Genomic DNA, 14,165 nt, shown 5'->3' with positions numbered 1-14,165 from the left:
GATAAAGGCTACACCAAACCCAAATAATCCCAATGACTTGATTACTACCTAAATTCCACGTTGTTTTACGAAAACCATTAAAAATCGATATTTTCGCTGAACCTACGAAGAATTCAAGTAGTTACTCCTACATTTTAACATTATTCACACCCCTTCCTCAACACATTTGAATAAGATATACCCATTATTCTCAATTAAGTTGCAAATATCACAATTCTAGGTTCAATTAATAAACCACTCGATTCATTCAAGCGATTCAAGCGCCAATTTATCAATCGTTACGACTCTAAGCAGATACATTTTTTATACACCTCTTGATAAGGATATTTGCTTGAGAGCTTCATAATCACAGACCTAGCTGTTTTGATAATTTTGGCCGCAAGAAAAACGTATTTCAAGCGAAATGTCTTTATCTGCTGCCTATATTCAGACACATCCAAGTAGTCAAATTTGAAGAGTAAAAACAGATTGTATGAAAGCATCATCATTTGGAATACTGCTTCATTTGCCCAGAATGATTTCAAAAGCAAGTGGCCTACTGACATGTCGTATTTTGCTTCTTTGATATAGTTTTCAGCATTGCCACGCTTTTCATAGGAGAGAACCACCGCTTCTGACTCTAGGTCTGTATTGGTGACAAAGAAAAAATAGTCGTACTCTGAACCTTCTAACAGGCTTAACTGAGCTCTTTCTTTTTCGGGTTTCAGAACGCGAGACACGACAAATCTTCTTTTTTTCTTCCACTTATCCAATTTTATAAGCAGCTCAGCGGTTTCTCTGCCGTCTATACCTTTAAGAAACACAGCAGAGGAAGCGGTCACTTGGGAGACAAGTGTTGCATAAGCTTTAGCTTTAATTAAGTATTTGCAACCAAGAGACTCGATTGTTTCAATGATTTCTTCATCGAAGTAGCCACTATCCATACGGAAAAAGATTTCCAAGTTTTGAGCTTTAAGAGTGGCAACAATCTCTTTAATCAGTTCAGCAGCACCATTTGCGGTGTATGCATTACCACTTCTAACAAAACCAGTGACATAGGCTTTGAGTTCATCACAAAAGGCAAACTGGACATTGTAGCATCGATTGCCCAGCTTTTTAGGATTGTAACCTTTAGTAGCGCCTTCTTGGTGGCCTTCTACATTAATGACACTGCTATCGATATCAATAGTGATGGATGTCAATCCACTTTTAGAAAGTAGCTTTTTAAACACTTTGAAGTTGATTTCTCTGAACATTTGCGTCGTTTTGAAGCTGAAGTTGCTTAAAAAACGCGACACGGTTTCAGGCTCTTTAACAGAAATATCGAATTCACGAACAAGGGGATCATTCTTTAAAAGTTTTAAACGTTCGAGCTTATCTATGCCTATAAAATGACCAGAGAGCATGGTTTTAACATGATTCATTTTAATCTTGTTTACAGAAGCGCTTTCAAAAGTGAGGTCATTTTCAATCATCTCAAAAATGCCGTTATTTTTAGTGTTCTCTAGCATCAGAAAAAGTCCTGCATTTGAGGTAAGATTTTTAGCCTTAAACTCGATTTTATTTATCATAAGCCATCTCCTTCACAACACCTCTATTTGTTACATTTTTACCCATCAAACAAGACAAAAAACATACAAATAGATGTTAATTTGCTGCAATTTTCTTTCACCCATTGGGTGAAAGAATGGTTTTGGCTTAACGATTATAAATACTTGCTTAAAGGGTTATATGAGTAGATTGCACGTAGAATCTAGGTTCAAGTAAGTAATTTTAATGACAATGCAACTACCAGCAGCTTGGCATCACAATTATCATTAATCCGTTCTAACTTTGAGATTCTTCCGCAGCAGCTTGTTGAAGATATAAACGCATTATCAAAAACATCTTTTTCAATAACGCTTTTTGGAAGAACAATGGCGGGCAAGTCCACTCTGATGGAAATTTTAATCCACGGAAATGGTGATTCCATAGGAAAAGGTGCCCAACGAACAACTCGTGATGTTAGAACTTACATATATAAAAATTTACAGATTACTGATGTCCCGGGGATAGCCGCATTTGAAGGCGAAGACGACGAGAACATTGCTTTTGATGCTGCAAAAAAAAGCGACCTTATATTGTTCTTAATAACTGACGACGCACCCCAAGCTTGTGAAGCGGAATGTCTGAACAGAATCCTTGAACTCGGCAAGCCTGTAATTTGCCTTATTAACATCAAGGCTGATATCAATGCAGCCAGCAGTTTAAAAATGTTCAAGCGTGATGTTCAGAAGAAATTTGATAATGAGCGCTTGGAGACAATTAAGAAGCAGTTCTTTGATTTTGGTAATCAATATGGACAGGATTGGCGTAATATTCGGTTTGCATATGTGCATTTGAAGTCCGCCTTTCTTTCACAGCAAAATGAGTTTAAAGAAAGCAGCTATGAACTCTACGACTTGTCTCGATTTAGTTATGTCGAGAATTTAATTATTAGCGAAGTGTGCAAAAACGGAAGCTTTTACAAGCTGAAGGCTTTCACAGATATTGTTGTTGTCCCAGTAGTAGATGCCTTGGAAACCCTGTTTAGTCAGAGTGCTAAAAACAGTGAGCAAGGGTCTGTCCTTGTTGGCAAGAAGCGAAAACTAAAAAAATGGACAGACGATTTTGAAACCGACAGCAAGAGCAGGATTGAGACATTGCTGACATCAATTTCTGGCGAGCTAAAACGTGAAATAGCTTCTTTCGCAGAGGATAACTATGACAACTCAAATGCCAGCGCCGAATGGAATAAGATTTTGAAAAGTCGTAAGATTGAAGAGCGGTCTTCTGATTTGTTAAAACAACTCGGCAAAGAGTGTGAAACAGAACTGCGAGAAATTAGCCGTGAAATTAATGCTGAGATAAATTTCTCTCACTCTGTGTTCTCTGACCGTTCAATCAATATGCATATGCTCGTAGATGGAAAACGCATATGGAACTGGACTACCACGTTACTTAGCGGCGGGCTTATGATAGCCAGCTTATTTAATGTTTGGAATCCTATAGGGTGGATTGGACTGGGAGTCGGTTTAGTGGGATGGATGGGTTCGTTCCTTTTTAATGACCGAGAAAAGAAAGTCCGTAACGCTCGTCAGAAATTAGAGAAGAAGCTCTCTGACCATATCGATAAGATGGTGGTTGGGCTACGGAAGAAGCTACTCGACGTTTTGTATGATGAATTGCTGAAAAAACAGTTGTACCCTATGAGTCGTAACATTGATGATGTTATTAACTCAGTATTCACATTGTCAAAAACGCAGCGTGAATTCGCCATAGCTCTTAATAATAAGTTGCAGGAGATAAACGCTGCCGTTATTAAAGAAGCATTGGCGTATTTGGGCTATGAGGGTTTGGAATGGCACATTTCAAGTATCGCAAGAATACCAGGATACGCAGTTATGTTGGTACTTGAGTATGGGAAAGTATTCCCAAATGACGCAGCCAAAGCCTTGTCTAACCTTCTAAAAGAAAAGGTATGGTACATCATAAAGAATAACAACATCAAATCAATGCTGTTGCAGGCAATATGGCGTAAAGCCGACAGGAATTCAGTTGATATCCAGAGCATCAATATCCAGTATATCGATGATGTACCGAGAATCGCACACATTCCTTTTCTTGATGCCATCGACGCCAATACGCAGAACCGTATTCGAATGGCACAGCAAATTACAGAACTTCTGATTATGAAATAAAGGAGACAATCAAAATGAGAGAACAAGACTCTGTATACATTGCCGTATGGACGGCTAAAAGCAAAAAGTTACTCGAAAGTATCCGAGATTTGCTTGGAAAAATTGGATTCGACGGGAGTGGTTTGCCTCAAGAAATATTTGAAGGCAATAAACCAGTAAGCCTTGTCTTTGCTGGACAATATAGTGCTGGCAAGTCAACCATTCTAAAAGCTTTAACAGGTATTTCAGACATAGCTATTGGCGCAGGGATTACAACCCAGGAAGCCCACACCTATGACTGGAATGGAATTGAAGTAATTGACACTCCGGGCATCCATACGACGCTCCGACCCGACCACGATGAAATCTCATATCAGGCAATCGCAGATGCCGATATGCTTGTTTATGTGGTCACTCAAGAGTTGTTCGATGATTTTATAGGTCAAAATTTCCGCAAGCTATTGCTTGAAAAAGATAAAGCTGGCGAGATGATTTTGATTGTAAACAAAATGGCGGGCATCGGTAATACGATTGAGAATCAAGAAATAAAGCTAAAAGATTTGGAGAAAGTAACAGCTCCGTATACCCCGGCACAACTGCGGACTGTTTTTGTAGATGCTGAGTCATATTTAGATAGCCTTTCAGAGCCAGACAGCGAAATTGCGGAAGAACTCATAGCGCGTAGCAATTATGATGCTCTTGTTTCAACGCTAAACGCCTTTGTCCGTGACAAAGGAATTCCCTCACAAATGACCACGGTTTTGTATAGGTTATTCGAGTTTCTGCAAAAAGCCTTGGAGGAATATCAACCTTCAACCGGAGACAGCGACATTGATGCTCTCGAAGAGCATTTACGTCAAGAACGCTATATCATTTCAACGACTCAATGGAGAATTGAGTCGTCGGTCAAATCCATCTTTGAAGAAGCGGCTTCTCAAATTCGTGAAAAAGGCCGTGAAATTGCTAATTCGGTTTATAACTACGACAATGAAGATGATGCTAACGATGCAATTACCGCTGCATATAACGAGGTTGATCGCATCACAGCCGATTGTGTTGATAGCATTACAAGAAGAATCACTGAGTTATCTGAAGACTGCCAAGCACAGTTGGATGAATTCTATAAATCGGATTTTTCGCAGACTCTCAAATTCCGATTGGAAAGCAAAAATGGGAAAGGCAATCCACTTATAGAGCGCATATTCAAATCTGATGTTCTGGCTCAGGGAAGCAGCAAGATTATTGCTAATACAGCCGGAACAAACGCCGCTGCAAATGGGCTTAAAGCGTTCACCGGCAGCAACGTCCACCAGATGGTCTTAGACATAGGCCACTTTTTCGGACACAGCTTTAAGCCGTGGGAAGCTGTCAAATGGGTAAAAGGAATCAATGTTGCGGGAAAAGTGCTTGGTGCCTTCGGCGTGGTACTGTCAATTGGAATGCAGGCTAAAGAGGATGTGGATGCCGACAAGCGTGAGCAAGAGATGAGGAAGAGCCGTGAAACCCTTCGTGCAGGTTTTAATAACGCAGCCAACGAAGTCATCAAGTATTTCAATAATGCTCTGGGCAATTTCCTATCAGAGAATTACCTTACACGTATCGCTGGAATCGACTCACAGATTTCTGAAATTAGAAATATGCGTTTAGGTAAATCAGAAACGTGCAAGCTGCTTGAAAGCGCACAGACGGATTGTAGATTGTTAATCTCGAATATCCACCAGAGCTATTCTGATTATGAAGAAATGAGCGAATAGCGCAAATAAAAAGCCCGTAACTAGCGGCGGAAATGCCGAAGTCACGGGCTTTTTTGAGCTTAATGACTACTACTCATAAGAGTAACACCTATAATTAGAGAAACTTCTTCAAAAACTTCTCAATCGAGCATAATCCTCTTTCAATAGATTCTGAAACCGATACCTTGCTGACACCTTCGGAGCGTGCGATGGCAGTTTTGCTCATGCCTAAGAAGAAGTGGGCATAGATCCGTTTTGCTTGCTTGTCGGGCAATGAGGCTATTGCTGCATGGAGCTGCTCTTGGGTAAGTTTGCGCTCGTAAAGCTCATGGGGAGAGAGGGAGACGAAGAGAATATCCCGTTCGATACCATCCCCACGGTCAAGGGAGTATGTAGCTTTATAACGGCGTTTTGTTCGTTCATAGGTTTCCTCTGCTTTGATATAATCTGCAAATATCTGTGCCAGCTCGTCCGGCACGTCAATCCATTTATCTTCTGTAAAGTAATAAGGGTAAATATCCTTTAGGTTTATGGTTTTCATATTTGACCATCCTTTCAATTTTTTAAAATCTGATTGAAAGGACAGACGGTGGAGAACGCCCGGATTTTAATCTAAAAAACCGATAAATCTTTAGAATAAAAAAACGCACCGAGCCAGAATGGTTCGATGCATTAAACACAACAAGAAAGCTTGTTTCGAGTTTAAGACGAAAAGACACCATAACCCTCCTATGAGTTACGGTGTCTTTATTTTTTAAAATATGACGTTTTCTATGGCAGGACGTAATTCGGCTATATATGTTACTTGAGTAAGCTCCGTTCAGAGCCCTTGGTATGAAGTTTACAAGTGAAATAGCTCATTGCTCTCAAACATACCATAAGTGACAGCTCCTTATATGATCAAACAGGCAGATTATCTTACATACTTTCTTTTACACCGAACTTTGTTTTAAAATCCTCATAGCTATTAACCCAATTGAATTTAACCAATTCAGATACAGCCTTGAAGTGTAATTCGCCGCAGCGTATTTTGTTTACTTCCACATCAGTTAAGTCTTTTTCAAGTTTTCCGGCTTTTGTTTCTACGATGAAGTAAATTCCTACAGCACCTGCTTCAAGTCCATCTTTTCTACATACAACCGCCCAGTCGGGGGAGTAGTTTCCGTAAGGGGTGTCTATTACGAAACCGCCTTTTTTAAGTTTGGTGAATAAGATAACATTGTCATTTGCTTCAAGTTTTTCTGCAAATTCCTTTTCGCCCTTGCTATCCATTTTGTAGTATTCATTTAAGGCGTTTTTTCTATGTGGGTTTGACTTGAAAATACGCCATTCATCGTTAAAATCTTCTTCGCTAATGGTGTCTGTAGCGAAAATCTGCCCTTCGTCCAGCTCATAGCCATCAATGACTTCGTAGGAAGTTATATTTGCTGCTTTGGCATCATTTAATCGCACCAAGATCTTTTGTGTCACTCTGTCGAGAATGTCTTGGAAGTTTAGTGCGTCCCTTTTTTCAATTCCAGCCAGCATGTTAAAAATGGCAAGGCGGGGCAGCATGGTGTGGTGCATGATATAGTTAACGACCTCAAAATCGCTTTTCGGAATAACCTTCATGCCCACATCAATATCAAAAGTCTTATCGCCTGATTTTACCATTTCAAACATTTGGGCATCGTTAAAGCCAGCCTTGCCGGTTGCGATATTGACCGCCTTATTGACCTTAAAGTATTGCAGGTAGGTGTTTATTTCCTCAATGCAGCCGGAAACAAACTTGTCCTTATCTACATTGCACTTATAAAGAGTGCGCTTTGTCAGATTTCTGCTAAGCCCAAAGTAGATTTGCTGAAACTCCTCTTGGGATACAAAAGCACGGATTGTATTCACATAGGGTTCGTTATCACCATTTTTAATTTCAATGCGCTGAGAGCCTTTCTGCACCATGTACTCTGCAAAATTCTCCTTAAGCAATAGAGCGTGCTCATTTAGTATCTCATTTTCAAAAACAAGGCCTTCAAGGAGCTTGGATGTTTGCTCCACGTTTTTGCCGAGAATATTATTGCTATCAAAGATGCCTTTACGCATTAGCTCCTGCTTAAAGGTGTCAACCAGTTCGGCAGTGATTTTTTCTTTCGGAACACCTGCTTTTTCAAGGGTAACAGTCAGGATATCGGCAGTTACTTCATTCTTGTTGAAATTCATGTTTTGATTGAAGTCCTCTTGCAGCACCCGTGAAAAATTCTCATAGCTGTCGTTTGCAATAACCGTCAGCTCATTGACTTCGGAATCCAAGCAGCGGTTGCCTGTAATATCAACAGGAAGTCTTAAACCACGCCCGATTTCCTGTTTCTTTGCGATATCGGAGCTTCCATTTTTCAGCGTGCAAAGGGTAAACACATTTGGATTATCCCAGCCTTCACGAAGTGCCGAATGGGAGAATATGAAGCTCAGTGGCTCTTCAAAGGAAATAAGCTCGTCTTTTCTTTCAAGAATCAAGCTGATACCACGATCAATATCCTCCTGGGATTTCGCCTTAACGTCTAACTCGCTTTTGCTGTCGTCCCAATCTTCAATTTCGACTTCATTGTTCTTTTTATCGATGGCAAAATAGCCTTCACGCACCTTTAAAATATCTTGATGCTCGGGGAAATACTCTTTATATTTTGCAAGCTGTTTTTCGTAGCCTTTTATTGCACTTTGATACTCTTCATCAAAAATACGCAGATATTCTCCACGTCCATCAGGTCGGGTATTATCTCGAACTTTGCTAACTGCATCCACAAAGAATAGGGTTGTATTTGTCAACTTAAAATTAGGCCATATAGTCATTTAATTTTCGGCCACTAAGAAAAAAAAATTTAGTCGTTTCATAAGCATATTTAGTTTTCAAAGAGCATTGTTTCACGATGAATGCTAACGCGCTATCGCTTGTTACATCCTGTATAAATGTTTATCAAAAACATGATAAACCTTTATACAGGGTTATTGTTTTTTTCTTCATGCCAGTTGCTGTTGTTGTAACCACTCCTTCGTTTCTTTCATGCGGTACGAGTTTCCATTCATGTTGACGATGTATGACTGATGCGTCAACCGGTCAATCATGGCCGCCGTCATCACGGGATCCTGAAAAATTTCACCCCATCGTTCGAAGGATAAGTTGGTTGTGATGATTGTCGATTTGCGACCAGCCCTCAGCGACAAATGGGTAAACAATAATTCAGATCCTTCCTTATCAAAAGATATATAACCCATTTCATCGGCAATAACCAAATCATATTTTTCAAAGCGGTTCTGGAAGGCTCGAAGAGTTTGCTCTGCTCGGCATTCTTTAATCCGGTTAATGAGGAGGGGAACAGTTGTAAACCATACTTTATATCCCTCCAGGCAGGCCTTTAAGCCTAGCCCAATACTCACATGCGTCTTGCCTGTTCCCGGGTTCCCCGCCAGAATAATGTTGCGCCCCTCCTGAATAAACTCTAATGTTTTCAGCTGCTTTAACTTCTTTTGGGCATCATCTGGCAAATCCGCGATGACCAAATCTTCAAGGTACTTTTTATGTGTAAATTCAGCCAGACGAATGCGATTATGCCGCGAGGCTTCCCGACGAGCATCACATTCCTTCTCCAGTAACTGCGCCAGAAATGCTTCATAACTGGCATCCTGCTGCGTTGACTCCCGAACTTGCTCATCCAAATGCTTACGAATCATAGGGAGTCTCAGTTCTTTGCTATATTCCAATATCGCTTCCTTAAACGCCTTGCGCGGCGCGTTACTCATGCAACGTCCTCCTTTGCTTTTGGTGTATGGGTATCAAACATGTCATCGTACATGCGAAGCTGCTGTGCTGACCGCTCTACAATCTCTTTTCCCGTTTTCGAGAGATTTGGTTGAACAACAGGCATCGCGTCACGATTCCTAGCACAAAGCACTTTAATTTTATCCGTAGTCACTTGAGCCGGATGAATTTTCTCCAGCTCCCGAATAGCTTGCTCGACTTCCGCAAATGGGACATCGTCTCGAATATATTGCAATAGCTGTATAAATTCCTTGTCTTGTTTGGTATAATATGTTTCGTATATTTCTTTTATCCTTTTAGGAGCCTGCTGCCATGCCGCACTACCGGCAAATGCACCAGGTTTTTTCCTTAGCGTATCCAAATAATGATTCAGATCAAGCCGCCACTCGTGGTTGCCGGTTAATCGCACATGCTCCGCTACCAAGGATTCCTGATGGAAGCATCGCACCCGGGTCGCATATGCTTTAATCATGATCGATTCACCTACCAAATGATCCGGTACTGAGTAACGATTCTGATCAACGATGATGGTGGAATATTTGTTCACCCGTCCATAAATCACGCGAGCTGCATCAAATGGTGGAAGGGTGGGCAGCAATGCGGGGCGCTCTTCTTCCAATCGTTCCTCCGCCGTCTGGCCGTTGTACTCATCATGGGACTTACGATTACGCTTAGTGCACACATCCTGCAAATATTGATTTGCCTCCTCCAGGGATTCAAATTCGTCCCGAAAAGCGAAGGCTTTTCGGCGAACGACCTCGACGCTTCGCTCCACATGACCTTTTTCGTTGCCCTTGCGAATATTGCAAAACCGATACTGAAAACCATAGTAGAGCGACAATTGAAGCAATCCTTGCGTCGGCTCCTTCTCCGTTCCAATAAACCTTTTCACCGCGACTTTCATGTTATCGTACACCATGGTACGATACACTTGGCCGATATGCTGGAAAAACAGGGCGTGTGCTTCCTGAAAACACTCTGTTGTTTGTTTGGTGAACAGATAAGCAAAGCGATAGTTCCCGTAAGCCGTTGTGAATACGGCCATCTGAAAAACTTGAAATTTTCCATTAATTTTTAGTTTAACCTCACCCCAATCAAATTCGCAAATGTCTCCAAGTTCATACAGAGCCTTAATAAACGCTTCCTTTGGTTTCCGTTCCAAGCTTCTAATGGTTCGAAGAACGGTACTGTAACTTAGTTGAGTACCCTCGGCTTCCAGTGCTTCAAAGATATCAATGGCTTTTTTTTGCTGCTTGTGCCGCCCCTGATTTCGCTTAGTTTCATTCTCGTCAAGATAGAACTGGATCCTGTTCACAACCTCGTCAGTCATTTTTCTTTTGGGTCGAATGCCCACAGTATACTTGGGGGCAGAAGTGAGGGTGTCGACTAGTGCCTGGATATCTGCCGACCCGCTCGACAATAATTGCTGTCTCCCTTCCTCATATTGTCCAATGTACTTTCCTACGGTGTCCCGATTGATCCCTGTTATTTTCGCAATTTCCCGGCGCGATTTCCCTTCATGAATATGCATCATTAAAATTTGTTGCTTGATGTTCATTGTGATCATCTCTCCCAGCCCCTACCTGTTGAATTTCCTCTCAAGTAGGTTAATCTATTGTGGCCGGTTTTTCAATGACTACGGTGGCCTACTATTAGATTACCATAGACATAGGGTCAAGGCTTTCATCTTTTTCCCACTCTTTAAAATTGCAAACTGCTTTTCAAAGTGATTTCTGATGGCAAGCCTAATCTGAATGCGGGTAGCCTCATTATCCTCAAGACCGTTGTTGCTTTCTCCCAGTTCAAGGGTTATCGAGCCATCAGTGGTGGCTATTTTTAAGGGCTTGAGCTTATGGGGTTCTTCTGCTACACGCATATTTCGATATTGCACCAGACCGCCGGATAAATCCTCCAGAGAAGCCCCTGCCGAAACTTCAAAGGTTTTAAAACGAATGGAATCACCTTGCTTCTGGGAGAACATCTCAATCCTTGCCTTTAAGTCCTTTGTGAAGGCAACATAGCGAATATAAGGGTAATCACGCTCTATAACGCCGTTTACCGTCTTGACTGTAATTTTCTTAACCAAATCATTCTTATAAGCGGCATAGGAGTCCAGCTTGTAAATCTGATTGTATAGCTGTTTATGGGTAGCCGAGTAGCGGAGCACAAACAAAGGCTCAATATCGTCAATGGCTTGCAATGACTTGGATTTTTTTCCTTTCTGTCCTTCAATTTTTTGTGGCTCGTCAATGATTACAATGGGTTTGATGTATTTAATATCCTCCCACAAAATCTGACCGTATTCATCTTCGCTGCGAATTTTATTGTTATCCTTGTTAAAGGCTTGAATGTTGAGGACGCAAATGCTCAAATCATTGGTTTCAACAAGGCTTGAGCTAACTTTTTTGGGGTTGTTGCTGTCATAAATAAAGCTGTGCTTGGACAAATCCACATCATAGAGCCTTTTGAAGTGGTCTCTTAACTGGTCGATGGACTTTTCCACACCTTTACGGATGGCGATGCTTGGCACAACAATCATAAACTTTTTAAAATCATATTCCTTGTAAAGCTCTAAAATGGTACGCAGGTACACATAGGTTTTACCTGTGCCGGTTTCCATCTCTACAGTAAAATTGTTGTTTTCAAGGACGTTATCTGCAAACAGCTTATTTTCAAGCTGCACCTGTCTCAAGTTTTGCAACAGCCTGCTGCCTGCCACAATACTCTGGTTTCTTACGGGGTCACCTTCGCCAACCTTCTTGGAGCGGTTTGGTCTGTATATTCCATCTGTTTGACGAGGAAGTCCCTTAAACAAGTCCACGGTGGAGTGGATTGCTTTTAGCTGATAGTCCAATTCATCGTCGAATTGAAACGCAATTCTTTTTGCCACGGCTGCTTCCTCCTTATATAAATTCTACGGTATAGCTTTTTTTCTCAAGCCCGGAATTTCTTTCAATGAGATTTTTCAGTCTCCTGAAGGTTTCGTCCTTCAGATTGATATCGTCTTTGAAAGCAGAATCTCTAAAGACAAATTTAATCGGCAGTGGATCAAGAGTAGCCAGTTTATCTATGAGTTCTTCAGTAATCTCAGTTTCAAGGCATACTAAATACGCACTGCCGTACAAATAGGTTCTGCTGCCGATGTCGGTCAGTGTCTCCAGAGTGGAAGAGAGCGGCACATCTTTTTGACGGAGCATGACTTCATACACAACATCAATGTCATTAAAGCCCATGGTGAAGTCCGCAAGGTCAGGGGTATGGGTCATTGCACTGGTATCAAGCTGCCCTAAAGAATTATACAAGTTCCACTTGATATTGGTATCGGCTGTGCGGAACACCTTAAAGCCAATATCAGGCACTTGAGTTGGCTCTTCCCCAATTTTCAGCATTGCGTTGGCGGCTTCGATTTCTTGTTTAATCTTTTCACCAGAGCGGCGTAGGCGTTCTTTACCGATTTCGGTAAGAATATGCGGTTTTTTTATTGAATCAAGAAAAGTAATTGACGCACTAATTGATGGTTTCGTGTTGTTATCAGCTAGGTCAAGGGATTTGTCAAGATTTTCTGGTATTTGTACACAGATAAATTTTCTTTTTCCACCATCTTGGTTAAATTTCATCATAGCTTCACCAAATGATGCTGAGCCAGAAAAGAAATCAAGACAAATACACTGTTTCTCATTCTCAATACCTGCTAATTTCATAAGATGCAATAAAAAGGAAATAGGTTTTTTGCCATTTCTAAAAACAACATCTCCCTCATACCCAACATTGTTGAACTCGTTCACCATATCTAGAAAATTAGGATATGGTAATTCTTTTGTATCGCTTCTATTAACTGGTACTCCTTGAAAGTAAGAACCATTCAAAAACTTTTCAGATGATGGTTTCACAAAATATCTATAATCAAAAATATCATCACCTATATCAGGAACTTTATATAAATAACCAAAATCATCGGTTATGCTATCCAAGTAATTCATGTAAAACCGACCGCTACTGTTTCCATCTTTTAATGTTCCACGGATGTTAACTTTTTTTAAAGATGTCTCCTTTGGATTTGTTTTATTTGCAAGGTATTGATTCGGATTAAACACAGCAACGTCTTTATTCCCTAATTTTATTATTTTTTCAGGTTCACTTATTTCAATTATTTCATAAATATAGTCTTCTATTGAGGTGTTATCAGCTACCCGTTTAATTTGGGTATAATCTGTTCCTTTCTTATAAATTAGGCAATATTCAACTACTTCATGAAAATCTTTATCACCCTTCAATATTCTATCTTCATGACGCAATTTTATATTTAATGTTGTTAAAAAATTTCCGGCCCCAAATATTTCATCTAATATGGTTTTCAGTGCATTAATTTCATTTTCATCAATACTAATAAATATGACTCCATCATCTTTTAACAAATCTTTTGCAATCTTCAATCGTGGATACATCATATTTAACCAATTTGCGTGATAGCGGTTAGAGGATTGCTGATTTCGTTGCAGCGGATTCCCTTCATCATCACGAGTACCTTCTGCAATATCGCTTTCTTTACTGCTCATGGCGAAATTATCGTTATACACAAAGTCGTTCCCTGTATTATAGGGTGGATCTATGTAAATCATTTTAATAGCCCCATAATAGTTTTGGCGCAGCAGCTTCAAAACTTCAAGGTTATCGCCCTCAATATAAAGATTTTCTGTAATTTCAGGGTTCTTGCTGTCTGATTCGATATAGTTCAGTGTTCTATTATAAACGTCCTCTTGAGCCTTTTTCTTTGCGTCTTGTTTGCCAGCCCAAGTAAGCTCGTATTTTTCTTTGTCTACTTCTTCAAATTGACCAAGCTCTTCTTTTAAGGCTTCAAGGTCAACTTGTCCGTCTTTTACTGCGGAAGGGAAAAGCTGTGCTAATAGCTTTACATTATCCCCGACAATGTTATTAATCTCCTGCGGTACTTTTGGGTAGTCCATT

The 14,165-nt window shown here is 40.5% G+C and carries 9 protein-coding genes; 2 read left to right on the top strand and 7 right to left on the bottom strand.

The window, feature by feature from the left end:
- Positions 1 to 278 precede the first annotated feature (278 nt).
- A complete protein-coding gene (locus tag CEQ75_RS16885) occupies positions 279 to 1,550 on the bottom strand; it encodes an IS1380 family transposase (RefSeq protein ID WP_015045058.1) in 1,272 nt (423 codons plus the stop codon).
- A gap of 228 nt (positions 1,551 to 1,778) precedes the next feature.
- On the opposite strand from CEQ75_RS16885, the gene CEQ75_RS16880 reads away from it, so the two are divergent.
- Both CEQ75_RS16880 and CEQ75_RS16875 read left to right on the top strand, forming a co-directional pair.
- The gene (locus tag CEQ75_RS16880; RefSeq protein ID WP_242965306.1) at positions 1,779 to 3,698 is read left to right on the top strand and encodes a GTPase domain-containing protein; all 1,920 of its coding nucleotides are present in this window, start codon (positions 1,779 to 1,781) and stop codon (positions 3,696 to 3,698) included.
- Between the two features lie 14 nt (positions 3,699 to 3,712).
- Entirely contained in the window at positions 3,713 to 5,431 is a 1,719-nt protein-coding gene (locus CEQ75_RS16875) for a GTPase (protein ID WP_089612219.1), read from the top strand.
- A gap of 94 nt (positions 5,432 to 5,525) precedes the next feature.
- Here CEQ75_RS16875 and CEQ75_RS16870 read toward each other — a convergent pair whose 3' ends face one another.
- The 6 genes from CEQ75_RS16870 to CEQ75_RS16845 form a co-directional block, all read right to left on the bottom strand.
- A complete protein-coding gene (locus tag CEQ75_RS16870; protein ID WP_041225851.1) occupies positions 5,526 to 5,951 on the bottom strand; it encodes a sigma-70 family RNA polymerase sigma factor in 426 nt (141 codons plus the stop codon).
- Between the two features lie 377 nt (positions 5,952 to 6,328).
- Positions 6,329 to 8,209 (bottom strand): restriction endonuclease, encoded by a 1,881-nt coding sequence (locus CEQ75_RS16865; RefSeq protein WP_198306584.1) that lies wholly within the window; start codon positions 8,207 to 8,209, stop codon positions 6,329 to 6,331.
- Positions 8,210 to 8,401: 192 nt separating this feature from the next.
- Positions 8,402 to 9,181, bottom strand: coding sequence for an IS21-like element helper ATPase IstB (istB, locus tag CEQ75_RS16860; protein WP_089608935.1), 780 nt, complete (start codon positions 9,179 to 9,181; stop codon positions 8,402 to 8,404).
- Entirely contained in the window at positions 9,178 to 10,767 is a 1,590-nt protein-coding gene (gene istA, locus CEQ75_RS16855; protein WP_089608934.1) for an IS21 family transposase, read from the bottom strand. The genes istB and istA overlap by 4 nt, the downstream gene beginning before the upstream one ends.
- A 90-nt stretch (positions 10,768 to 10,857) precedes the next feature.
- A complete protein-coding gene (locus tag CEQ75_RS16850) occupies positions 10,858 to 12,090 on the bottom strand; it encodes a DEAD/DEAH box helicase family protein (RefSeq protein WP_242965304.1) in 1,233 nt (410 codons plus the stop codon).
- A 13-nt stretch (positions 12,091 to 12,103) separates the two neighbouring features.
- Entirely contained in the window at positions 12,104 to 14,164 is a 2,061-nt protein-coding gene (locus CEQ75_RS16845) for a site-specific DNA-methyltransferase (protein WP_089612218.1), read from the bottom strand.
- Position 14,165: the final 1 nt, after the last annotated feature.

Origin of the sequence: Dehalobacterium formicoaceticum (assembly GCF_002224645.1) — a bacterium.
Taxonomy (GTDB): domain Bacteria; phylum Bacillota; class Dehalobacteriia; order Dehalobacteriales; family Dehalobacteriaceae; genus Dehalobacterium; species Dehalobacterium formicoaceticum.
This window is presented reverse-complemented; position numbering and strand designations above follow the sequence as displayed.

Excerpts from the sequence above, each read along its gene's own strand:
- CEQ75_RS16885 (WP_015045058.1), bottom strand. The coding sequence starts at position 1,550 with ATGATAAATAAAATCGAGTTTAAGGCTAAAAATCTTACCTCAAATGCA.
- CEQ75_RS16875 (WP_089612219.1), top strand. The coding sequence starts at position 3,713 with ATGAGAGAACAAGACTCTGTATACATTGCCGTATGGACGGCTAAAAGC.
- CEQ75_RS16870 (WP_041225851.1), bottom strand. The coding sequence starts at position 5,951 with ATGAAAACCATAAACCTAAAGGATATTTACCCTTATTACTTTACAGAA.
- istB (WP_089608935.1), bottom strand. The coding sequence starts at position 9,181 with ATGAGTAACGCGCCGCGCAAGGCGTTTAAGGAAGCGATATTGGAATAT.
- istA (WP_089608934.1), bottom strand. The coding sequence starts at position 10,767 with ATGATCACAATGAACATCAAGCAACAAATTTTAATGATGCATATTCAT.
- CEQ75_RS16845 (WP_089612218.1), bottom strand. The coding sequence starts at position 14,164 with ATGGACTACCCAAAAGTACCGCAGGAGATTAATAACATTGTCGGGGAT.